The organism is Pseudomonas sp. AC211, from assembly GCF_979258055.1.
Window position 1 is genome coordinate 4,683,909 of record NZ_OZ409830.1, and the last position, 21,634, is coordinate 4,705,542.

Consider the following 21,634-nt stretch of genomic DNA (forward strand, 5'->3'; position numbering starts at 1 on the left):
TCTGCCGCAGTCTGGAAACAAGTCCATGTTCAAAAATATGCCGCTGACGTTGAAGCTTTCCCTGCCGCCCGCCGTGGCGCTTATCGGCCTGCTGCTCTTCGTGGTCTACACCGGCATTCAACTGAGCAATAACGACACCCGCCTCGTCGCGCTGGAAAAACAGAGCTACCCGACACTGGAAAACGCCGACGCGGTGATCTTCCAGTTTTCCCGTATCCCCGGCCTGCTCAACAGCGCCGTTGCGGCCGGCGAAATGGAAACGCTCAACGACGCTCGCAAAGTGATCGACGAAATCAACGTCAAGCAGCAAGCCCTGCAGACGTTGGTGAACGATCAGCCGCAACGACGCGATGAGTTACGTGCCTGGACCGCCGCCGTAAAGAGCTATGCCGACAACGCCTTCTCGGCCACCGAACAACTGCTCAAGGGCACAGCCTTTGAAGACCTGCGCGCCAACCTCGACCGCATGGCCAACGACCTGCAACTGGCGCAGAAAGCCGGCGAGCAGTTTCGCGCCCACGCCTATGACGATTTCCAGACCAGCCTGGCGCAAACCCGCACTGACAATGCCACCACCACTCGCGTCGGTTACGGCCTGAGCATCGCGCTCATTTTGCTGGTCAGCATCGGTTCGGTGATGGTCATTCGCAGTGTCATGAGCAACATCCATGGCGTGATCGACTCGTTGAAAGCCATTGCCAGCGGCGACGGCGATCTCACCCGCCGCGTGACGGTGGAAACGAACGACGAAATCGGCGTGATGATCAAACTGTTCAACGGTTTCCTCGACAAGCTGCAAGGCACCATCCGCCAGATCGTCAATGCTGCCAGCCCACTGGGCGATATGTCCAAGGAGCTGTACCGGCTAACCCAGGGCGCCGAAGAAAACGCCCGCTCGCAGCAGGGTCACACCGACTCCATCAGCCGCGACATTGCCACCATGACCGGCAGCATTCAGGAAGTGGCGCAGCGTTCGCAACAGGCCTCCCACGAGGCGGGCGCGGCGTCGAAACAAGCCGAAAGCGCGCGCCAGAACATCGGCAGCCTGTCCTCCAGCATCAGCGACCTGGGCAGTAGCGTCATGGGCTCGGTTCAGGCCATGGAGCAATTGGAAGAAGAAACCCAGCAGGTGGGCTCGGTGCTCACGGTCATTCGCAGCATTGCCGAGCAAACCAACCTATTGGCCCTGAACGCCGCTATTGAAGCCGCGCGGGCGGGCGAGCAAGGTCGCGGCTTTGCCGTAGTGGCAGACGAAGTGCGCAACCTGGCGCAGAAGACCGCAGCCAGCACGGCTGAAATCCAGAACATTATTCAGCGCCTGCAAAACAGCGCCAATGGCGTGCTGAACGTAATGACGCAGAACGGCCAGAAAGCCCAGGCCAGTATCGAACGCTCGGTGGCTGCCACCGAAACCCTGGACGCTATCGCCCAGGCTGTTCGCCAGATTGACGAGTTGAATGCCGGCATCGCCCAGTTCACCCAGGAGCAGATCGGCCTTTCCAACTCCATTCAAAAAGACACAGAAGTGTTGCAGAGGGATACGCAAGCAACCACACACGGGGCCGATGCGACCGCACGCCTTGGCGAGCAGTTGGTCAGCACCGGGGACCATTTGCGCGCCGCTACGGCCCAATTCCGCGTTTAACACGAGAGCACCAGAATGACCCAACTTCGAGTATTCACCCTCGCAGCCTGCCTTGCGAGCACACCGGCGTTTGCCTTGGACCAAGGCGAATATCGCTTTAACGGTTTCGGCACCGCCGGCATTACCCACCTGGGTGGTGAAGACGATGGCCGCAGCTACGGCGTGAACGGCCAGACCAACGACTCCTGGCGCGGCGACCAACTGTCCAAGCTCGGCGGCCAGTTCCAGTACGGCCTCACCGACACCGTCGGCGTCACCGTGCAGGCAACGCTCAAGCCCGAGCAAGACAACTGGAAAGCCAACCTGGAATGGGCCTATTTGTCGTGGCAAGCCACCGACGGCCTGATGCTGCGTGCCGGTCGTCTGCGCAGCCCGGTGTACATGTACTCGGAAACCCTCGACGTCGGCTTCACCTACCCCTGGCTGCGTCTGCCAGACGAGGTGTACAGCCAAGTTCAGGTCAGCAACTACGAAGGTGCGGATGCCGTTTACACCCTGCCGCTTTCCTTTGGCTCGGTAAGCTTCCAGGTTGCGGGTGGCCAGGCGGTCAACCGCAACATTTTCGCCGCCGATGACCTCTACGACATCGACTACAAGAAAATTTTCGCCGCCAACGTCAGCCTCGCCACTAATGACTTCGGCACCGTGCGCATCGGCTACACCGAAGCCGATATCGACGCCGACATCACCGGCCGGGTTACCACGCCGTTCCGCACACGTATCACCATCCCGCTTAATCAGCTGGACCAGCAGAAGGGCAAATTCACTTCCGTGGGCTACCAGTACGACGACGGCACCTGGATCACCGCCAACGAGTGGACCAGCCGCATCATCGAAGCCGATGACGCCGGCAGCACCGACGCGTTCTACCTGATGGGCGGCCGCCGTTTCGGCGACTTCCTGGCCCACGTCACTTACGCCCAGTTGGACGAAGACGAGGGTCGCCAGACTTCCTGGACCTACGGCCTGAACTACAACGTGACCCCGACCGTGATCGTCAAAAGCGAATACAAGCGCGTGGACACCACCGGCGGCTACGGCGGCGTGTTCGTCGAAAACGCCCAAGAGAGCTACAACCACGCGGTCTATTCAGCGACCAACGGCCTGGCGGGCACGCCTTCGCGCAACTTCGACGGCGACATCATCAGCGTCGGCGTTGACTTCGTATTCTAAGGAGAGCCCCCATGAAGTTTGCAATTCGCGCTCTCTATGCCAGCACCCTGATGGCCGCTGCCACCCTGGCTCACGCCGAAGTGGCGGTGATCGTCAATGCTGGCGCCAGTGCCAACCCGAGCCAATCAGACGTGGCCAACATTTTTCTGGGTAAAGACAAGTCGCTCAAAGGCGTCGACCAGAAAGAATGGAACCCCACCAAAGACAAGTTCTACAGCAGCGTCGCCAGCAAAAACGAGTCGCAGCTGAAGTCGTACTGGTCGGGCTTGGTGTTCACTGGCAAAGGCCAACCGCTGCCAAGCGTTGCCGATGACGCTGCCGTTGTCGCCAAAGTGGGCGCCGAAGCGGACGCCATCGGCTATGTCGACAAGGCTGCCGTGACCGACAAGGTGAAAGTGCTGTTCACCCTGCCGTAAGCACCGCGTCACCGCATAAAAAAACCGCCTGATTGGGCGGTTTTTTTATGGGGCAAATCTGCGGAACGCCGCTGGGCTTCATAGCCTCACTGCACAAGTGACGCCATTTCGCTGGGTGCCGACGCTGAATATTTAAGCCGCTCGATCACCTCGCGCGGCAGCACATCGTTACTGATACCCGGCTGCAACAGGCCGGAAAAATAGTAATGCGGCAGTCCCATCAGTTTCCTGAACGTGCGAAACATCGAATTGCTATTCACCGTTTTACCGAACACGGCGACACCGAACGGCGGGTAATCCAGATCCAGTTCATTGATCACCGCCAACGCTCGCCCTGCTGCCTGCCAGCGTGCATACGCCTCCTGCGCAGCGCCTTGAAACAACACCTTCTGACGTTGTCCGGGCAAATACAGATTGCTCCTCTTGAATGCCGGCGAGCTGTTGTCGACGCCGATGGCCGCCACCCAATCGGGCTCAACGAAACTCCAGGCCCGCAGCGAATGCTGTTTGGTGGTGCCGACCGGTAGCGGTCTTCCCGAGGCTCTATCAGTGGCCAAGCCATGCAACTCGGCAATTTTTTCCCCGGCGGCGTTTTTCAACACCCAAAAATTATGGCTCGCCACACCCGCGTTCAGAATGTTGAAAGAGCGCGCTTCGATGCTGAATGCGTTAATCATGGGAAATCCAAGGTTCGTTAAAAAAGCGGGCTTGCTCAGATGCCAAGCCCGCTGCGGTGTAGTCACGCTACCCATTTCGAAGGACCCAGCTTGCTAACGAACCCTGCACTCGGCGCTTGCAAAAAGCCGGGTGCAGGCTTCGCCTCCAAGCAACCCCCTAGCCCCAGCTCGCTGCCAACACAGGCTCCAACGCCGCCTGGTAATTGGGCGGCAGGCTGCTGCTTGCCGAACTCGGCGGCGCGAATGCGGCCATGGCTTCGATCAGGCGATTGACCTTGGCGGCCGTCAACGCATCGCCTGTCGAGGTCTGAAACGAAGTGTTCTGTTTACTCGGATCAACGAACCAATCGGAAATAGTCAGCGTGTCATGCGTGCCGATAATGCTCACGTCCAGGTTATTTGCCGCTCTGCTGAACCAAAGATCGTTAGCGCCTACTGCATCAAGAAACTGAACGTACTGCGCGTCAGTCGCCGCAAACGTCGCTTCGCTGGTGATGGTGTCATGGCCATAACCACGCCCGAACAGGTAGGTATTACTGCCGGCACCGCCATCAAGGGTGTCGTCACCGGCACCACCGTCCAACACATCATTCCCGCCTTGACCTTCCAGCACATCGTTACCGGCGCCACCTGTGAGCACGTTGTCGCCGCGGTTACCTACCAGGACGTTGTCCTGGCTGTTACCGGTCGCGTTGATGTTTTCATCCCAGAGTTTGAGCGGTTCGAGTGTGAAGATGGCGTAAGCGCCTGGCACATTGGCCGCTTGGCGGAACAGATCGAGGCTAACGAAGCGCGTCATGTCACTGACTTTTTGCCGTCCCGAGTCCGCGATATAAAAACCCAGCAACTCACCGTCCGTTTCGCCGTAGGCGACGCCGGTAACCGTCACCATGTGGTTGGCCGAGCCACTTTGAACATACTTGGCATCGTTCCAGAGTAGACCCGCATTTACCGCTTGAACTACGCCGCGACCACTGCGCAATAAATACGCGGTCCCCGTTTCGTTGTAGCTATTGATTACTTCGTTGCGCACCCCGTAACTATTAAGCATCGCCCGCTGCTGCGAGACGTTTGTGCTGCCTCCTGAGCTGAGTGCGTACTTCGGGAAAAGCTCCCGGTCGACCCACCGTTTATCCAGAGCCAGCTCTAGCAACTCGCTTTCGCTACTGGCGCGGTCAACCTGATTCAATAAATTGGCAATCGATACAATTGCGCACGTACCCCGATAACCTTCGACTGCATCGCCTTGCATGTAGTCGAGTTCGTTAGCTTTGGGGAAGCCGTAGATCACGCTGGCCTGCCCATCAATCACGCCTTTTTCTCCCTTGGCGAAGTCCAGCAGCACTACGTTTTCAACATTGTCTGACAGCGTGTGGCTGATACTTGCCTGGACGGTATCGTTACCTTCACCCTCGTACTCCACCGTCTGGTCGCCGACGTTATCCACGTAATAGACGTCGTTGCCGGCCCCGCCAAGCATGCGATCCGCGCCGGTTACGCCATCCAGAATATTGTCCCGCTCATTCCCGATGAGCAGGTTATCCAGCGAGTTCCCCGTGCCATGGATATCCAAACCATCGAGGAGCCGCAGCTCTTCGATATTGGCGTTAAGCAGATAAGTGGTGCTGCTGATAACCGTGTCGTAGCCCTCGCCCTTGAGTTCAAGGATCGAATCGTTAACGCTGTTGACGACGTAAGTGTCATTACCTTGGCCGCCTTCCATCACGTCTGCGCCAGCGCCGCCGTCGAGATAGTCGTTGCCTAAACCGCCGATAAGCGTGTCATTTCCCGCCCCGCCGTAGAGCCAGTCGTTATCGGTTTCGCCGGGCTCCAACGTTTGCTTGGCTTCGTCCGACCCCATGAAGCCGAACAAAATGTCATCGCCATCGCCGCCATAGAGCACGTCGTCACCCACTTGCCCGAACAGCCGATCATCACCGGCATCGCCAAACAATCGATCATTGCCCAGGCCGCCAGCAATGGTGTCTTGGCCGTCGCCGGCATAAATGGTGTCGTTATCCGTCTCACCGGCTTCCAGGGTTTGCTTGCTGTCATTGGCTGCAGTAAAGCCGGCCAAAATGTCATCGCCATCACCACCCCAAAGCGTGTCGTCCCCCGCCTCGCCCCACAGCCGGTCATTACCGGTGCCGCCGATTAACCAGTCGTTGCCGTTACCGCCTGAAAGCTGATCTGCCTCATCTCCACCGAACAACGTATCGAGGCCTTCGCCCCCGAAAAGCTTGTCGTTGCCGGCTTCGCCTAACAGCAGGTCGTTACCATCGTCGCCATACAGGTAATCTGCTCCAAGGCCGCCAAAGAGTCGGTCGTCCCCAGCCTCTCCCCAAAGGCGGTCATTACCTGCCTCACCGTAGACATCATCATCGCCTGCGCCGCTTGAAATCGAATCGACACCTGCACCGCCGCGCATTAAGTCGTTACCAGCATCACCGAACACAAAGCGACCTACCTTCCGTCCCGTTATTAGCTGTTTCTGAGCACCATCGGACAGGTTGTTGAGCGCTACCGTATCTGCCTCATCGGACGCGAATTGCTCAGCAGCCATTCCGACAGCAGTGCCGTTGCTACGGGCAAATAATGCAAACTCACTTGAACGCAGCCGCTCAATTCCCCGCTCTACCAGCGACTGAACTTCGCCGTCATCGAGATGGCCGTTTTCATTCGTATCTGCCCAAGCCGAGAGTGATGAGAGTTCATCGCCTGAAAGTTCGCCGTCTGCGTTCGTGTCTAACAGCGCGAATTGCGCAGCGGTGGTGGGGCGCCGATGCTCGTCGAACAGCATAAAAGTCTTGTCGGCAATGGACGTTGCGCTATCGGTGACAGAGGACTGAGAGTCGTAGAAGGCGCCGACGGGTTTGTGGTTGGTGCTGTTACCGCCGAGTTCTGGTTTAGAGGGAGATGAGCCGAATCCGAAGAAATCGAGAATATTGGCGTACATATTTGCAAACCAACCCGTTACTGTCTCAAAGAAACTCTGACTAATCACTCCGTTATCGCGCGCTTTTTCTATTCCTTTCTCAGCAGCGAAAATCTGCTCTGGCGAAGAAATGCTGGAGGAATATTTGAGAACATTTATGACTGCCTCGGGCAACACGTCATTATCGATACCTGGCTCAATCACACCGGAAAAATCATCGAATTCGACTGACATTAATTTGCCGAACGTTCGAAATACAGAGTTACTGTTAACTGTATCTGAGAAAACCTCAAATCCGAATGGCGGATAGTTCAAGTCCAGCTGATTAATTAACTTTACCCCTTGGCCGCAGCTCGCCATCTTGTGTAAACTTCTTCCGCAGTACCGAGATACACTACTTGGCTTTGCTGATTTTGGTCATAAAGATTGCTATTTTTGAAGTAGGGCGAACTACTGCTGACGCCAATGATGTTTTCCCATCCATCTTCAACAAAGCTCCATGCCCGTAAAGACTCTTTTTCCGAAACCCCAATTGCGACCGGGTTTCCAGAAGCCCTATCTGTGGCTAGGCCATGCAGCTCGGCAATTTTATTACCTGCCGGATCCCTAAGTACCCAATAATTATGGCTTGCAATTCCGGCATCAAGGATGTCGTAAGAACGTGCTTCTATTCGGAAGAAATCTATCATCTTAATTTCACCATAAACTGGTGGTCGCGCTCTTCACAGACACAACCCTGTTAAATAAAAGCTATCTGTTTAAACAATTAAAAACCCCTGCCTTGACACGCTCCACCGCTTTTTCTGCCCCTAGATCTGTGTAATAAGCACCGATAGCACGGACGACAATCAGGCCCGAACCGGAATATTGGTCGTACCAAATCCGAAAAGAAAAACCCACAGCATTAGTCTCGTCAAAGTTATCCGTCTGAAATCTTCCTCTCTCTGGCTCCATGCGAGAAATCGCCGAGGGCCACCAATCTTCTCGATCATTTAGGTCCACGAGAGTTTGTTGGGCGCACTCAAATACCTTTGTGGTTTCGAATGCTTTATCCAGATGAAAATCCGTTCTAGAGGTCGGGACCAGCAACGTGCACGAGCAAATCGCAAATAGAATCAAGATAAAGAGTATGCCAATCCAACTACGCACCAAGAAACCATCTTCTCGCCCCTCCGCCAAAAAGTTTGGAAAATCCAAATAAATACTCCCGGTTTGTTTTTCAACGGCACGCCACTAAACACATCAGAACAGCATCTAGATTCAACCCCTACAATTGGTTGCGCAAGCTTCGAGCGCCAACTTAGGAAGCATCCGACGGACTTTTATAAACTATGACTATGCAAGAGCGACGTAAACTAAGCTCCTTTAAGAGGTTCCGACAAAAACCGCAGAGGAAGCCAAGCAAGCGAATTGAACGGGTACTGCACCACCACGTTCTTTCATACAGAACTACGACTAAAAATCGATCTCCGGGCCCGCGCCCCGAACTAGACTTATGTCCCATGGCCCCCCCGTCCGATTTTCCCGACGATGGCCTTTCGATGAATTCAAGGCCACGGTCCGGACGCAGCGTTATGAGCAAGGCCAGTGAATTCGCCCAGGCGGGCAAGGTGGCGGTGCAGCAGAACATCCTCGGGTTGATGGAGTTTTTGCAGAAGTTTCCGCCGTTCAATCAGATGGAAAACGCCCACTTGGGCTATGTGCTGGAGAACTGCCAGCTACGGTTTTATGGCGCCGGTGAAAGCATTCTCAAGCCCAGCGGCGGGCCGGTTCAGCACTTTTATATCGTCAAGCAAGGCCTGGTAGTCGGTGAGCGACCGCACACGGCGCGGCGCGGTACGGAAACCACGTTTGAGATCACCACCGGCGAGTGCTTTCCGCTGGCGGCGCTGCTGGGTGAACGGGCAACCCGCACGGAGCACTTAGCGGGCGAAGACACGTTCTGTTTGCTGCTGGGCAAAGACGCCTTTATCAAGGTGTTTGCCTTGTCTGCGCCGTTTCGTGACTTTGCGTTGCGCGGCGTCAGCAGTCTGCTCGATCAGGTCAATCAGCAAGTGCAGCGCCAGGCTGTCGCCACGCTGGGTGCGCAGTATTCGCTGGATACGCCGCTCCGCGAGTTGGCGATGCGCCAGCCTGTAACGTGCAGCGCCGACACGCCGATCAGCGCGGCCGTGCGCCTGATGCATGAGCAACAAGTGGGCAGCATCGTGATTGTCGACGATGCCCGTCGTCCCACCGGCATTTTCACTCTGCGCGATTTGCGCGCGGTGGTCGCCGCCGGGGCGGAGAATCTGGGCGGGCCGATTGCCGATGTGATGATTCCGTCTCCCTTCCATTTGCCGCCCATGGCTAGCGCCTTTGACGCCGCCATCGCCATGACCGAGCGACATATCGCCCATGTCTGCCTGGTGGAAAACGGCGAGCTGCGCGGCGTGGTGTCCGAGCGTGATCTGTTTTCCCTGCAACGGGTCGACCTGGTGCACTTGGCGCGCACCATCAGCCACGCCAACCGGCTGGAGACGCTGGTGGCGCTGCGCAGTGATATTCACCAGTTGGTCGAACGCATGCTCGCCCACGGCGCATCGTCTACGCAGATCACGCAAATCATCACGCTGCTCAACGACCACATGGTGTGCCGCGTCATCGAGTTGAGCATCGAGCAGTTGGGCGCTCCGGGCGTGCCGTTTACGTGGCTGTGTTTCGGCAGCGAAGGGCGACGCGAGCAGACGCTGCATACCGATCAGGACAATGGCATGTTGTTCGAGGCCAGCGATGCGGCCGACGCAGCGATCAAGCGCGGCAAGCTGCTGCCGTTGGCCGAGCGCATTAACCACAGCCTGGATAAATGCGGCTTCAGCCTGTGCAAGGGCGGCGTCATGGCCAGCAACCCGCAGCTGTGTTTGTCGCACTTGGAATGGTCGCGGCGCTTTAGCAGTTTTATCCGCGATGCCAGCCCGGAACATTTGTTGGCTTCGAGCATTTACTTCGACTTGCGCGCGGTGTGGGGGCCGGTGGAAGGCTGCGAAGTGCTGCGTCAGCAGATTCTGATCGAGGTGGCGGACAATCAGATTTTCCAGCGCATGATGGCCGCCAATGCCCTGCGCAACCGCCCACCGGTGGGGCGCTTTCGCGATTTTGTGGTGGCGCGCAGCGGCAGCGAAAAACACACGCTGGATTTAAAAGTGCAGGGGCTGACGCCATTCGTGGATGGCGCGCGGCTGTTGGCATTGGCCCATGGCATCAGCGCGGGCAATACGGTGCAGCGCTTGCGTGAGTTAATCGCCAAGGAAGTGATCGACCCGCTCAACGGCGCCGCGTACCAAGAGGCGTATCACTTTATTCAGCAAACCCGCATGCAGCAGCACCAGCAGCAGGCGCGCCAGCAGCAGCGTTACTCCAATCGCCTCGACCCCGACAGCCTCAACCACCTCGATCGGCGCATTTTGCGCGAGTCGTTCCGCCAGGCGCAGCGCCTGCAAAGCAGCCTGGCGCTGCGGTATCAGTTGTGAGCACGCGCCCATGATGCCGTTCGACTGGCTGCGCCGCCGCCCCGCCGAGCCCATCGCCCAACCGTTATTGGACGCCTGCGCGCAACTGCCCGCGCCGGGCCAATGGCGCGACGTGCCGCTGCGCGAGCAACGCTTTGTGGTGCTCGACGTGGAAACCAGCGGCCTTAATTTGCAGCGCGATCAGGTGCTGTCGATTGGCGCCGTGGTGATCGAGGACGGCGCCATCAACCTCGGCCAGCAGTTCGAATGCACCCTGCAACGCCATGCGCAGCCGGTAAGCCCCAGCGTGCTGATCCATGGCATCGCGCCCAGCGCGCTGGCCGCTGGCGTGGTGCCCGCCGACGGCTTGCTGGCATTTATGCAGTTTGTCGGCGACAGCCCGTTGTTGGCCTTTCACGCGCCATTCGACCAACACATGCTGAGCAAAGCGTTGAAGCAGGAATTGGGCTACAACCTGGAACACCGCTTCCTAGACGTGGCCGACCTGGCGCCGATGCTCTGCCCCGACATCACCCTGCGCCAAGCCGGGTTAGACGACTGGACTGCACACTTTGGCCTGCAGGTGCAGCAGCGCCACCACGCCAGCGCCGACGCACTGGTGACAGCAGAACTGGCGCTGATTCTGTTCAGTCGTGCGCGCCAGCAAGGCTTGCACAGCCCGGCCGCGCTGGCCGACGGGCTCGCTCGCTGGCAACGGCGGCAGCACCGACCGTCTCTGTAATCACGCCACAACGCAGCCCACATAAATAACCGACCGCGAACAATCGCGAGGCACGGCCACTCTCTGCAATCATATGCGAATAATTCTCGATTTCGCGTTTGTTCTGCTTTTGGGCGGTGAGTGCTGTGTCGGTTGGGGAATCCACAAACCACGAATTGGCGGGCGTGCTGTATCGCGATCATCGCGATTGGCTGCTCAGCTGGCTGCGTAAAAGCCTGAGCTGCCCACACCGGGCCGAAGACCTCAGCCAGGACACCTTCGTGCGCATTCTCGGCAAACCCGACGCCCTGCACATGCGCGAACCGCGCGCCCTGCTGACCACCATCGCCAAAGGCCTGCTGATCGACTATTTCCGCCGCAGCGCGCTGGAACGAACCTACCTCGACGAACTGGCCGCCTTGCCAGAAAGCGTTCATCCCGACATTGAAGAACAAGCGCTGGTGCTGGAATCGCTGCGCGCCATCGACCGCCTGCTCGGCACGCTCGAGCAATGCGCGCGCGGCCTTTCTCTACAACCGCATCGACAACCTCGGCCACGCCGAGATCGCCGAGCGCCTCGGGGTGTCGGTGCCGCGCGTGCGTCAGTACCTCGCGCAGGGTTTGCGCCAGTGCTACATCGCGCTGTACGGCGAGCCGACATGAACCGCAGCAGCGTATCGGCCAAGGTGCTCGACGAAGCCATCAGCTGGCAGCTGTGCCTCGGCTCCGGTGAAGCCAGCGAGCTTGAGCGCGCCGAGTTTCACCTGTGGCAAGCCGCCAGCGCCGAACACGCCCGCGCTTGGGCGCAGCTCAGCGGCGTGGACCAACATTTCGCCAACGTCAGCAGCCAACCGGCCCGCCGCGCGTTGTTGCGCGCCGGCAGCGCGGGCAAAACGCGTCTGCGCAGCGGGGGCATTCTCGGCGTGCTGCTCGGCGCCGCGCTGGGCCTGAGCCTGGCGCAACAACACCGGCCGCTGGGCGACTGGCTGGCCGACGAGCGCACTGCGCCGGGCGAGCAGCGCGAACTGGAACTGCCAGACCACAGCACGGTGCGCCTCAACAGCCGCAGTGCGCTGGATATCGACTTCAACCCGCAGCAACGCCGCCTGTTTCTGCGCAGCGGCGAAATACTCGTGGAAACCGCCCATGGCGATGCCAGGCCTTTTATCGTCGCCACCCGCAATGGCGAGCTGCGCGCCCTGGGCACACGCTTTCTGGTACGCCAGGAGCCAGGCGGCACGCGCCTGATCGTGCTGCAGTCGGCCGTCGCCGCGCGCCCGGCGAGAGCCGCTACGGAAACCAATGTCATCCAGCAAGGCCAGCAAGTGCTGATGGCCGCCGACGCATTGGGCGCAGTGAACGCTGCACCCGCTACCGCTGACGCCTGGACCCACGGCATGTTGGTGGTGGAAAACATGCGCCTGGCCGACTTGCTCGAACAGCTCGGCGAGTACCGCGACGGTTTTCTCAGCGCCGACCCGCTCGTGGCCGACCTGCGCATCAGCGGCAGCTTCCCGTTGCGCAACACCGACCTGGCGCTGGCCGCGCTGCCGCCCAGCCTGCCGGTGCAGATCGAACGCCGCACCGATTGGTGGGTGCGCGTGGTGCCAGCGCCGGTGGCTGAAAACCCTGAAAAGCGGGGCTGCTGGAAATATTTTCAGGCAGCCCTATCACTTTTCGTTTTTGCTTCGGCATAGGGGCATTGAGATTAATTCCTGCTTGGGAGCCGCTCGCAATGTCGAAGTCCGCCATCACCCTGTTCCGCCCCACGTTACTGGCCGCCGCCATGGCCTTTGCCACCCTGCCGGCGCTCGCCGCCGACAGCGCCGCCGTACGCAGCTACCAACTGCCGGCCGCGCCACTGGCCAGCACCCTGAACCAGATCGCCAGCCAGGCCGGCGTGGTGCTGAGCATCGACCCGAGCCTGACCGCTGGCAAAACCGCGCAGCCGGTACAGGGGCAATACGACGCGCAGACGGCGTTGCGTCAGGCATTGCGCGGTAGTGGGGCTGACGTTGGTGGCCAATAGTGCGGGGACGTTTAGTGTGGCGCCGGCTGCGACTGATGAAATGACCCTGCCCGCCACCGACATCAATGCTGCAGGCATCCTCGATGGCAGCGCCGACTCCGGTTACCGCACCGAATCAATCAAAAACGTCGGCGCGCTCGGCGGCATGAGCCTGCAAGACACGCCGTACTCCATCAGCGTCGTCTCCAAAGAAATGCTGCAAAACACGCAGACCACTTCCACGGACGACGTGTTCAAGCGCAACCCGTTTACCCAGCTGTACTCGCCGAAAAACGCCGGGTATGCGAGCGCGGTGGCGATTCGTGGGTTTAGCAGTGCGGGGAACTTGAGTATTGCCAATGATGGGTTGCGGTTTAGCACCGGCTACGACGCCGGCAACTACGTTGAGGAAATGGAGCAGATCGAGATTCTCACCGGTCTGAGCGGCTTTCTCTATGGTCCGGGCAACCCCGGCGGCCTGGTCAACTACGTGCTTAAACGCCCGACTGCCGAGCGCTACAACAGCGTGACCCTGGGCAATGCCGGTGGCGAAAACTACTACCTGCACGGCGACTTCGGCGGCCCGATCGACGATGCGGGCGTGTTCGGTTATCGCTTGAACGTGCTGACGCAAGACGGCGAGACCGCCATCGACATGCAGAAGCGCCGTCGCGAAATGATCACCCTGGCGCTGGACTGGAATGTCAGCGATGACCTGCTGGTGCAGTTCGATGCTTCGCACAAGAAGAGCGAAACCCGTGGGTTGAATAGCTACTGGTACATCGCCGACGACGCCAACGGCAACAGCCGTCGCCCGGACGCCAGCGACCTCAGCAATGACAAGTTGTACAGCCAACGCTGGGCATTCTCCGACACCGAGCAAGACCGCGTCGGTTCGCGCTTCAACTGGCGTATCAATGACATCTTCACCCTGCGCGGTGCGGTTGCTTATGCCGAGTACACCGAAGAGTACGTTTACACCGGCCCGACCATCGACGCATTCAACGCACCCACGCGTGGTACTTACTCGCAGCCGTTGTATGCGTTCGCTCCGGTTGAAAATGAGGAAACCTCTTCCTACCTGTTCCTCGACTCGATGTTCGACACCGGCCCGCTTAACCACAAGGTTACCGTGGGCTATCAAGGCAACAACGTTCGCACTCGCCAATACACCGACCACATCGACTTTGCCTACCAGTGGCAATCAGTGGTCGGCACACCGCCACTGAGTCAAACACCCCAGGTTTCCAAACCGGGCTACAGCATCGGCAATGGCGATCAGCGCCTGGCTTCCACCAGTGAAACCAACAGCGTGCTGATCGGCGACGTAATTACCCTGAACCCGCAATGGTCGACTGTTCTGGGCGTTACTCATTCCAGCATTGAGACCTTTGCCAACGACTTCATTTATGGCGGCGGAATTACCGAATACGACAAGAGCAAGACCTCACCGAACGTCTCCCTTATCTACAAACCGGCGCCGTGGTTGACCACGTACGCGACCTACATTGAAGGTCTCGAAGGCGGTGGCATGGCGCCGAACGGTTCCCAAGGCGTTACGCCGGGCACAGCCCTGCCGCCCGAGGTCAGCGAGCAATATGAAATCGGCGCCAAAGCAACGTGGGGCGACACGTTGTTTACCTTGGCGCTGTTCGATATCGACAAGCCGAACTACATCACCAACTTCGTCTACACGCCAAACGGGCGCCAAAAGAATCGCGGTGTCGAATTTGGTATCACCGGCAAGGTGCTGCCTGAACTGACAGTGGTGGGCGGCGTTACCGTGCTGGACGCTGAGTTAGCCAAGACCAATAACGCCGCCAATGACGGCAACAAACCTACCAACGTCGCTTCCCGCCTTGCGAAGGTGTACGCCGAGTACGATGTCAACGCCATTCCCGGCGTAGCCGTGACTGGCGGTGCTTACTACACCGGCAAGCAATACACCGATGAAGCCAACCGCCACGACATTCCGTCCTTCACCACCTTCGACCTCGGCGCCCGCTACGCCATGCCGGTGGCCGACAACAAGCTGACCCTGCGCGCCAACGTCAGCAACCTGGCCAACAAGGAATACTGGCTGAACAGCTACTACCTGGGCGACCCGCGCACCCTGACGTTCTCGGCTCAGTTGGAGTTCTAAGCCGCTCGCTCAGCCTGCGTACCATTCGCTACCGCTATCGAGGCTAAAGCCTCTCCTACAGGTTTCTCGTTTCCTGTGGGAGAGGCTTTAGCCTCGATGCGTTTGCGGCCAGAACCGACAACTGTCGTGCCTGCGCTTGGCGCCTGGCGGCGTGGCGCTGTAGGGTTAGCGCCTTGCCTTTAACTTGAGAATCGCGCCATGTCCGCTGCCACCATGAAGCTGTTCCACAACCCCGCCTCGCCGTTCGTGCGCAAGGTGCTGGTGGTTCTCCACGAGACCGGCCAGCAGGAGCGTGTCGAGCTGGAAACCGTGTTGCTCACCCCGACCAACCCCAACGCCGCCGTTATCGCCCATAACCCGGCGGGCAAGATTCCGGCGTTGCGTCTGGACGATGGTTCGCTGCTGCACGACAGCCGCGTGATCGTCGATTACCTCGACCATCAGCACGTCGGCGAACCGCTGATTCCCCAAGACGGCGCCAGCCGCTGGCGGCGTCTGACCCTGGCTTCGCTGGCCGATGCGGTAATGGATGCCGCCGTGCTCATTCGCTACGAACTCGCCACCCGCCCGCAAGACAAACACTGGGCTGAATGGCTCGACGCTCAGCAGGCAAAAATCGTCCGCGCCTTGGGTGAGTTCGAGGAAGCGGCAGGCGCCGAGCTGCCGAGTCGTTTCGACGTGGCCGCCATCGGCATCGCCTGCGCCCTCGGTTACCTCGACTTCCGCCAGGCGGAGTTCGACTGGCGCAAGCAATTCCCAACCCTGGCCACCTGGTACGCCGACGTCAGCCAGCGCCCCTCGATGCTGGCGACTCAGCCGCCGGTTTGATCGGCACTATCGCCGTACACAACCGTAGGTTGGGTCGGTCCGCGTTCGGTGAGCGAAGCGAAGCCCAACATCGCGCGGATCGTTGGGCTTCGCCTGCGGCTCAACCCAACCTACGAAAAGCATCGCGATTCTCCGGGCCAACTGGTGCCCAACCTGCGCATCTTCACGCAACCCCACATGCCCGCTCACTTGCTCATGCTCACGCGGTACAACCCGGCGCCGACCAGCAGGGCGACTTGCCCCAGCGCGGCGCACATTTGCAGGAATGAGCGCACGGAGGCGTTTTCGACGGCGTCCGGGGCGCCGGTCAGGCTGATCCAGAAGCCTTCCGGCAACACCACCAGCGCGAGGTGCGCCAGGGGTTTGCCGGTGAGCACGATAAGGCTGATCAGGTCGAAGCGCTGAGCAAACATCAGGCCCACCAGTATCAGCAGAGCTACAAACATACCCAGGGCCAGACAGGCGCCAAATTGCAGGACGATGCGCATGGCGTTATTCCCCCAGCAGGCCAGGTTCAAGGGTCAGGGTCGGCTCGGCCTCGGGCGTTTTGCCCACGCCGTACCAGTCGAGTTTGCGGGTCAGCAGCATCACGCAAGCCAGCAGGCCGAACACCAGCAGTGAGCCCATCAACAGCGCGTAATCCTCGGCGCTGAGCAACACATACAGCACGCCGTAGAGCAGGCCCAACCCCGCCGTAAACCCGGCGCCGCGCAACCAGCTGTGCAGCACGTGGCACACGTAGAAGCCCACCAGCGCCACACAAGCCGCCGCCGATACGGCGTACGCCAAGGCAAAGTCGAGGTGTTCGGACAGCGACAGCAGCAGCAGGTAAAACATCGCCAGGGCCAAGCCCACCAGACCGTACTGCACTGGGTGCACGGCCAGGCGTTTGAGCACCTCCATCAGGAAGAAGCCAGCAAACGTCAGGGCGATAAACAGCATGGCGTATTTGATGGCGCGGTCGGTTTTCAGGTACTGGTCGACCGGGTCGACAAAGCTCACGCCAAAGGTGCGCGGATCAAAGCTGCTGCAATTGGTGGTGGACACACAATCGCGCAGCACTTGCTCCATGTTGGTGGCGAAGAAACTGGTCTGCCAGGTGGCGTTGAAACCCTGCGCGGTGATCTCGCGTTCCACCGGCAGAAACTCGCCCATAAAGCTTGGGTGCGGCCAGTCGGAATGTAGCTGCACCTGGCTGTCGCGGCCGACCGGCACCACGCTGAAGCTGGAGGTGCCTTGCAGTTTCAGGTTGAAGGCGAAGGCCAGGTTCATGTCGACGGTGGTGTCGACTTTGCCCAGCGGCGCATGCACGCCGTTGGCCAGCATGTCGTCGCCGAAGCCCGGTTCGAAGTCGAGCTTCTTGCCGTTGAGGTCGAGCTTCAGTGCGTTGCTGATGCCACGGATGTCGCTGATGCCTACGGCCAGAAAAGGCTCGTCAAACTGATAGTCGGCGAGGTCTTCGGTGATGCCGTAGTTGGCCGGCACTTCAAAATGGCCGCTGATCTGGTTGTCACTTTTGAACAGCCGCGCCTGGTAAATGCCACGCGCGCGCAGCTCGGTGCCGATGTCGCCGTTGAGGCTGAAGGTTTCGGGCAGCACGTACAGACGGCTCGAAATCGTGCGTTCTTCCTGATAGCGCACGCCGGTTTTTTCAGCGGTTTTCCATTCGCGGATTTTCTGCCGATACGGCACTACCAGAATGGGGCCGGTGATTTGCTGGCTGTAGCTGGAGCTGCGGGCAATGTTGTCGAGCACGCCATTGCGCGCCGACTGCCGCTCGCCGATCAGGCCGTCGATCATTAACAGGGGAATTAACAACAACAGAATCAAAAGGCCGATGGCCCCGAGTTTGATGCCCAGGCTGCGGTTCATCGCGGTGCTCTCCATGTGGTTGGGATGGAGAGAGTGTGGGGAGGCGCGGTGGTGGGGTTATGGGGGAATGTGGAGAGTGTGTGGAGAAGCGAGAAGCGGCCCTCTCCCGCCCTTCGGGCACCCTCTCCCCGCGCGCGGGCGAGGGAATTGGGCGACTACCGCGATTAAGCTCCCCTCGCCCGAAAACAAACTCAACTGCTCTGCTCCCCTCGCCCGCCTGCGGAAACAAACTCAACTGCTCTGCTCCCCTCGCCCGCCTGCGGAAACAAACTCAACTGCCCTGCTCCCCTCTTCCCGCCTGCGGGAGAGGGGCCGGGGGTGAGGGCCGGCCGCCCCACTATTCCCGGCTATTCCCCCTATTCCCCGCGAATGTACTGCTCCAAATGATTAATCAAACTCTCCTGCTCGGAGATGATGTCTTTCACCAAGTCACCAATGGACAGCAGCCCGATCAACTTGCCCTCATCCATCACCGGCAGGTGACGCAGGTGGCCGTCGGTCATCAGTTGCATGCAGTGGCGGTTGCCTTCTTTGGGGCTTCACGGTAATGACCTTGGAGGTCATGATTTCGCTGACCGTGGCCGGGGAGGCGCGTTCGAGCATGGCGATTTTGCGTACGTAGTCGCGCTCACTGACGATGCCGACCAATTGCTCGCCTTGCATCACCACCAACGCCCCGATGCCCTTCTCGCCCATGAGCTTCACGGCGTCGAGCACCGAGGTGTCAGGCGTGACACTGAAAATGGTGTTCCGCGTTTTTGACTTGAGGATTTCCGCAACCGTTTTCATACCCTGACTCCTGTGGCGTTCTTGTTGTCGCAGTGGCTTTCACATTTAGTGCCACCTGCAAGGCCGCCGGGCCTTGCGCGCTTGTTTGGACACTATTGAACAGGCTTTGCAGAGCCGTTACAGCGCTGAAAACGGCTTCTGCTAGTGCACCAGCGGCAGGCTCAAGCGAACCTCCACGCCTTCGTCGACGTTGCCAATTGTTATAGCACCACCATGCAGGCTGGCCACTTCCTGCACAAAGTCGAGGCTCCAGGCCGGTGCTCTTGCGCCCGCTCGTTGGGCGCGGCAAGGAATAGAAGCGCTCGGTCAAACGGGCCAGGGCGTAGTCGGGAATCGGCGCGCATTGGTTGAAAACGATCAGGGTCAGGGTGTCGTCGTGCGGCTCGGCGGCGAAGCGCAGCTGGCCGCCGGCTGGGGTGAAGTCCAGGGCGTTGTCGAGCAGATTGGCCAGCGCCTGCTGCAACAGGAAACGCTCGCCGCGCACCTGCACTTCGTCAGGCACCTGGTTTTCCACCTGCAAGCGGGCGCTGACGATGCGCGCCGCCTGCGCCTGTAATTGCTCCTCCACCAGCGCACGTAGCGGCAGCGGCACGCGCTCGTCCAGGCCCTGACGTTGCTCGACCAGTGCCAGGTTGAGCAGCCGTTCGATCAACTGCTGCAAGCGCGCGCTTTCGGTTTGAATGTTGGTGACGAAACGCTCGCGCTGCTGCGCCGGCATGTCACTTTCCAGCAATTCGGCGGCGCCGCGAATCGCCGCCAGCGGGCTTTTCAATTCGTGGGTCAGGGTGTGCACGTAGCGCTCGACGTAGGCCTTGCCCTCCAGCTCGCTGCGCATGTGCTCCAGCGCCTCGGCAAGCTGCTTCAGCTCGCCGCCTTGCAAGGCCGGCAACGGGCTGCGCTCGCCGGCCGACACCGCTTGGGCGTAGTCGGTAAGCCGGCGCAGCGACGCGCTCAGCCACCACGACAGCAGCCCGCCCACCAGCAAGCCCAGCAGAATCAGCCCGGCGCCAAACCAGGCCAGGCGCTTCTGCGACCGCTCGATATACGGCTGCAAGGTGCGGCTCGGTTTGCTCACCGAGACCACGCCAATAATCTTGCCGTCGTCCTTGATCGGCGCGGCCACGTACATCACCGAGGTTTCCGGGTCGCCTTCGACCTCGCGCGTAGAGCGTGCGCCGTACTCGCCGCGCAGGGTGAGGAACACGTCGTTCCAGCGCGAATAATCCTGGCCCACGGCCACGCCCGTGGAGTCGACCAGCACCTTGCCGGTGGCGTCGGTGACGTAGATGCGGTGGCTGACTTCGCGTTTGGTCAGGCCCCAGATCTGCGCGTGCGGTTGGCGCTGCCCGTAGGCCTGAAATTGCGCCTGCCAATATTGTTGATCGAGGCGGCCGTTGTGCAGGTCATCGCGCAATAACTCGGCGAGCAGGTTGGCCGTGTCCACCAGGGTTTCTTCGGTGGTCTGGCGCACGCCGGGGCGAATTTCGTCCATCACCGTGCTCAGCACAAACCAGCCAGACAAGCCGACGAACACGAAGTAGACGAGGAATATCCGGATCCCGAGCGGCATCAGTCCACCTTGATGCTGTAGCCCAGGCCGCGATGGGTCTGGATCGGTTCGGCATCTGCCGTTACCTGGCGCAACTTGGCGCGCAGGCTTTTGATGTGGCTGTCGATATTGCGCTCGTAGCCGGCTTCGGCCGGTACGCCGGCGGCGTCCAGCAACTGCTCGCGGCTGAACACCCGCAGCGGCTGGGCAACCAGCGTCTGCAGCAGGCGAAATTCGTGGCGGGTCAGGCCTAGCAGGTGGCCGTGGTAGTGAATCTGAAAGCGCTCGGCATCGACCGAAAACACGCAGGCGCTGACGGGCGCGGCCGGCGCGCGCGGTTGCACGCGCTTGAGAATGGCCTTGACCCGCGCCGCCACTTCACGGGGGCTGAAAGGTTTGGTGACGTAGTCATCGGCACCGATTTCCAGGCCCACCACGCGATCGATTTCAGCGTTGCGCGCGGTGAGGAAAATCACCGGCACCTCGGAAAAACGGCGCAGCTGTTTGCAGGCTTCGAAGCCCGTCATGTCGGGCAGGCCGACGTCGAGAATTAGCAGGTCGGCGGGGTTAGTTTGCTGATACGCCAACGCTTCGCCGGCCAGGGTCAGCCAATGGGTGCTGTAGCCCTCACTTTGCAAGGCGTATATCAGGGTGTCGGCGATCGAGGCTTCGTCTTCGACCAACAGAATGGTGGGCATGTGCGTCCTGCAGCGGGGAAGGCAAGGCGCTCAATTTAGCATTGAGGGATAGGCGTGACACAGGGCCGCGATGCTTTGGAGCGTCAAAAGCATCGCGGCTAAAGCCCCTCCTACAGATCTCGGTCAGGCCATCAGCATTTCGGTTGGCCCGCCGTAAACCGCTTCGCCGGGTTCACGGCGGCGTCGAATTCACGCAGGGCCTTGGCGCCGATCAGCAGCGGGTAGTTGAAGCTGCTGCGGTCGGTGAGGCTGACCTCGATGATGCGGCTGGTGCCGTCCAGGCACATGCGCATGGCCACCACCGGGCGCTTGACCACTTCGGCGCTTTCTTCGCCTTCGTCTTCGTCGGCGCGGCTTTTGATTTTGCTGATGCGCGCCAGTTTGTGTTCGTACACCTTGTCGCTGGCGTCTTTGGTGGCCAGGCGGAAACGCACCCAGTCGTCACCGTCTTTTTTGAAGGTTTCGATGTCCTTGGCCGACAGCGAGGCGGTCAGCGCGCCGGTGTCCATTTTGGCTTTAAAGGTTTGGTCGATTTCCGGCAGCTTGATGTATTCGTAGCGGCCATACACGGTTGGCTCGGCGGCCATAACCGGCAGCGCCATCAGCGCTAACAGGGCGAGAACAGGTTTCACAGATCAGGTCACTCCAGGCGGTTAATGGGGGCTGCATCAGGGCAGACAACGGCCCTTCAT

Annotated in this window: 14 protein-coding genes and 5 pseudogenes; 9 read left to right on the forward strand and 10 right to left on the reverse strand. The window is 59.9% G+C overall.

Annotation, left to right across the window (positions count from 1 at the left end):
• Positions 1 to 25 precede the first annotated feature (25 nt).
• The 3 genes from ACZZZP_RS22000 to ACZZZP_RS22010 are packed head-to-tail and all read left to right on the forward strand — an operon-like array spanning position 26 to position 3,234.
• Positions 26 to 1,645 carry a methyl-accepting chemotaxis protein gene (locus ACZZZP_RS22000; RefSeq protein WP_463384122.1) on the forward strand — a complete coding sequence of 540 codons (1,620 nt, stop codon included), beginning with the start codon at positions 26 to 28 and terminating at the stop codon, positions 1,643 to 1,645.
• Positions 1,646 to 1,660: 15 nt separating this feature from the next.
• Entirely contained in the window at positions 1,661 to 2,818 is a 1,158-nt protein-coding gene (locus ACZZZP_RS22005) for a hypothetical protein (RefSeq protein WP_463384123.1), read from the forward strand.
• 11 nt (positions 2,819 to 2,829) lie between these two features.
• Positions 2,830 to 3,234 carry a phosphate ABC transporter substrate-binding protein gene (locus tag ACZZZP_RS22010; protein ID WP_122451660.1) on the forward strand — a complete coding sequence of 135 codons (405 nt, stop codon included), beginning with the start codon at positions 2,830 to 2,832 and terminating at the stop codon, positions 3,232 to 3,234.
• A gap of 86 nt (positions 3,235 to 3,320) precedes the next feature.
• Here the strand turns inward: ACZZZP_RS22010 and ACZZZP_RS22015 are convergent, their stop codons facing one another.
• The 4 genes from ACZZZP_RS22015 to ACZZZP_RS22030 form a co-directional block, all read right to left on the reverse strand.
• Positions 3,321 to 3,977 carry a hypothetical protein gene (locus ACZZZP_RS22015; RefSeq protein ID WP_463536845.1) on the reverse strand — a complete coding sequence of 219 codons (657 nt, stop codon included), beginning with the start codon at positions 3,975 to 3,977 and terminating at the stop codon, positions 3,321 to 3,323.
• A 91-nt stretch (positions 3,978 to 4,068) separates the two neighbouring features.
• Positions 4,069 to 7,161 carry a calcium-binding protein gene (locus ACZZZP_RS22020; RefSeq protein ID WP_463536846.1) on the reverse strand — a complete coding sequence of 1,031 codons (3,093 nt, stop codon included), beginning with the start codon at positions 7,159 to 7,161 and terminating at the stop codon, positions 4,069 to 4,071.
• Positions 7,162 to 7,181: 20 nt separating this feature from the next.
• Entirely contained in the window at positions 7,182 to 7,535 is a 354-nt protein-coding gene (locus ACZZZP_RS22025) for a hypothetical protein (RefSeq protein ID WP_463536847.1), read from the reverse strand.
• A 61-nt stretch (positions 7,536 to 7,596) separates the two neighbouring features.
• Positions 7,597 to 8,043: a hypothetical protein gene (locus ACZZZP_RS22030; RefSeq protein WP_463384126.1), complete on the reverse strand. Its 447-nt coding sequence runs from the start codon at positions 8,041 to 8,043 to the stop codon at positions 7,597 to 7,599.
• 377 nt (positions 8,044 to 8,420) lie between these two features.
• Between ACZZZP_RS22030 and ACZZZP_RS22035 the strand changes: the two genes are divergently transcribed.
• From ACZZZP_RS22035 to ACZZZP_RS22060, 6 genes and pseudogenes are all read left to right on the forward strand, one after another.
• The gene (locus tag ACZZZP_RS22035; RefSeq protein WP_463384127.1) at positions 8,421 to 10,355 is read left to right on the forward strand and encodes a putative nucleotidyltransferase substrate binding domain-containing protein; all 1,935 of its coding nucleotides are present in this window, start codon (positions 8,421 to 8,423) and stop codon (positions 10,353 to 10,355) included.
• A 10-nt stretch (positions 10,356 to 10,365) separates the two neighbouring features.
• Positions 10,366 to 11,076, forward strand: coding sequence for a 3'-5' exonuclease (locus tag ACZZZP_RS22040; protein ID WP_463384128.1), 711 nt, complete (start codon positions 10,366 to 10,368; stop codon positions 11,074 to 11,076).
• 125 nt (positions 11,077 to 11,201) lie between these two features.
• Positions 11,202 to 11,718 (forward strand): annotated as a pseudogene (locus ACZZZP_RS22045) (RNA polymerase sigma factor).
• A pseudogene (locus tag ACZZZP_RS22050) lies at positions 11,715 to 12,668 on the forward strand (FecR domain-containing protein); the annotation flags it as partial. The pseudogenes ACZZZP_RS22045 and ACZZZP_RS22050, both read left to right, overlap by 4 nt.
• Positions 12,669 to 12,790: 122 nt before the next feature.
• A pseudogene (locus tag ACZZZP_RS22055) lies at positions 12,791 to 15,206 on the forward strand (TonB-dependent siderophore receptor).
• A 198-nt stretch (positions 15,207 to 15,404) separates the two neighbouring features.
• Positions 15,405 to 16,034 carry a glutathione S-transferase gene (locus tag ACZZZP_RS22060; protein ID WP_463384132.1) on the forward strand — a complete coding sequence of 210 codons (630 nt, stop codon included), beginning with the start codon at positions 15,405 to 15,407 and terminating at the stop codon, positions 16,032 to 16,034.
• 185 nt (positions 16,035 to 16,219) lie between these two features.
• Here ACZZZP_RS22060 and ACZZZP_RS22065 read toward each other — a convergent pair whose 3' ends face one another.
• The 6 genes and pseudogenes from ACZZZP_RS22065 to rloA2 all read right to left on the reverse strand — a co-directional run bounded on the left by ACZZZP_RS22065 (position 16,220) and on the right by rloA2 (position 21,574).
• Entirely contained in the window at positions 16,220 to 16,522 is a 303-nt protein-coding gene (locus ACZZZP_RS22065; protein WP_463384133.1) for a hypothetical protein, read from the reverse strand.
• A gap of 4 nt (positions 16,523 to 16,526) precedes the next feature.
• Positions 16,527 to 17,906 (reverse strand): cell envelope integrity protein CreD, encoded by a 1,380-nt coding sequence (gene creD / locus ACZZZP_RS22070; RefSeq protein ID WP_463536848.1) that lies wholly within the window; start codon positions 17,904 to 17,906, stop codon positions 16,527 to 16,529.
• 356 nt (positions 17,907 to 18,262) lie between these two features.
• Positions 18,263 to 18,695, reverse strand: a pseudogene (locus ACZZZP_RS22075) (CBS domain-containing protein).
• Between the two features lie 141 nt (positions 18,696 to 18,836).
• Positions 18,837 to 20,265: pseudogene (creC, locus tag ACZZZP_RS22080) on the reverse strand (two-component system sensor histidine kinase CreC).
• Entirely contained in the window at positions 20,265 to 20,942 is a 678-nt protein-coding gene (creB, locus tag ACZZZP_RS22085; protein WP_463384137.1) for a two-component system response regulator CreB, read from the reverse strand. The pseudogene creC and the gene creB overlap by 1 nt, the downstream one beginning before the upstream one ends.
• Positions 20,943 to 21,073: 131 nt before the next feature.
• On the reverse strand, positions 21,074 to 21,574 hold the full coding sequence (gene rloA2 / locus ACZZZP_RS22090; RefSeq protein ID WP_463536849.1) for a retropepsin-like aspartic peptidase RloA2: 501 nt from the start codon (positions 21,572 to 21,574) through the stop codon (positions 21,074 to 21,076).
• Positions 21,575 to 21,634: the final 60 nt, after the last annotated feature.

Bases quoted from the DNA above. Each gene is read 5' to 3' on its own strand.
- ACZZZP_RS22000 (WP_463384122.1), top strand. From the start codon at position 26: ATGTTCAAAAATATGCCGCTGACGTTGAAGCTTTCCCTGCCGCCCGCC.
- ACZZZP_RS22005 (WP_463384123.1), top strand. From the start codon at position 1,661: ATGACCCAACTTCGAGTATTCACCCTCGCAGCCTGCCTTGCGAGCACA.
- ACZZZP_RS22010 (WP_122451660.1), top strand. From the start codon at position 2,830: ATGAAGTTTGCAATTCGCGCTCTCTATGCCAGCACCCTGATGGCCGCT.
- ACZZZP_RS22025 (WP_463536847.1), bottom strand. From the start codon at position 7,535: ATGATAGATTTCTTCCGAATAGAAGCACGTTCTTACGACATCCTTGAT.
- ACZZZP_RS22035 (WP_463384127.1), top strand. From the start codon at position 8,421: ATGAGCAAGGCCAGTGAATTCGCCCAGGCGGGCAAGGTGGCGGTGCAG.
- ACZZZP_RS22040 (WP_463384128.1), top strand. From the start codon at position 10,366: ATGATGCCGTTCGACTGGCTGCGCCGCCGCCCCGCCGAGCCCATCGCC.
- ACZZZP_RS22060 (WP_463384132.1), top strand. From the start codon at position 15,405: ATGTCCGCTGCCACCATGAAGCTGTTCCACAACCCCGCCTCGCCGTTC.
- ACZZZP_RS22065 (WP_463384133.1), bottom strand. From the start codon at position 16,522: ATGCGCATCGTCCTGCAATTTGGCGCCTGTCTGGCCCTGGGTATGTTT.
- creD (WP_463536848.1), bottom strand. From the start codon at position 17,906: ATGAACCGCAGCCTGGGCATCAAACTCGGGGCCATCGGCCTTTTGATT.
- creB (WP_463384137.1), bottom strand. From the start codon at position 20,942: ATGCCCACCATTCTGTTGGTCGAAGACGAAGCCTCGATCGCCGACACC.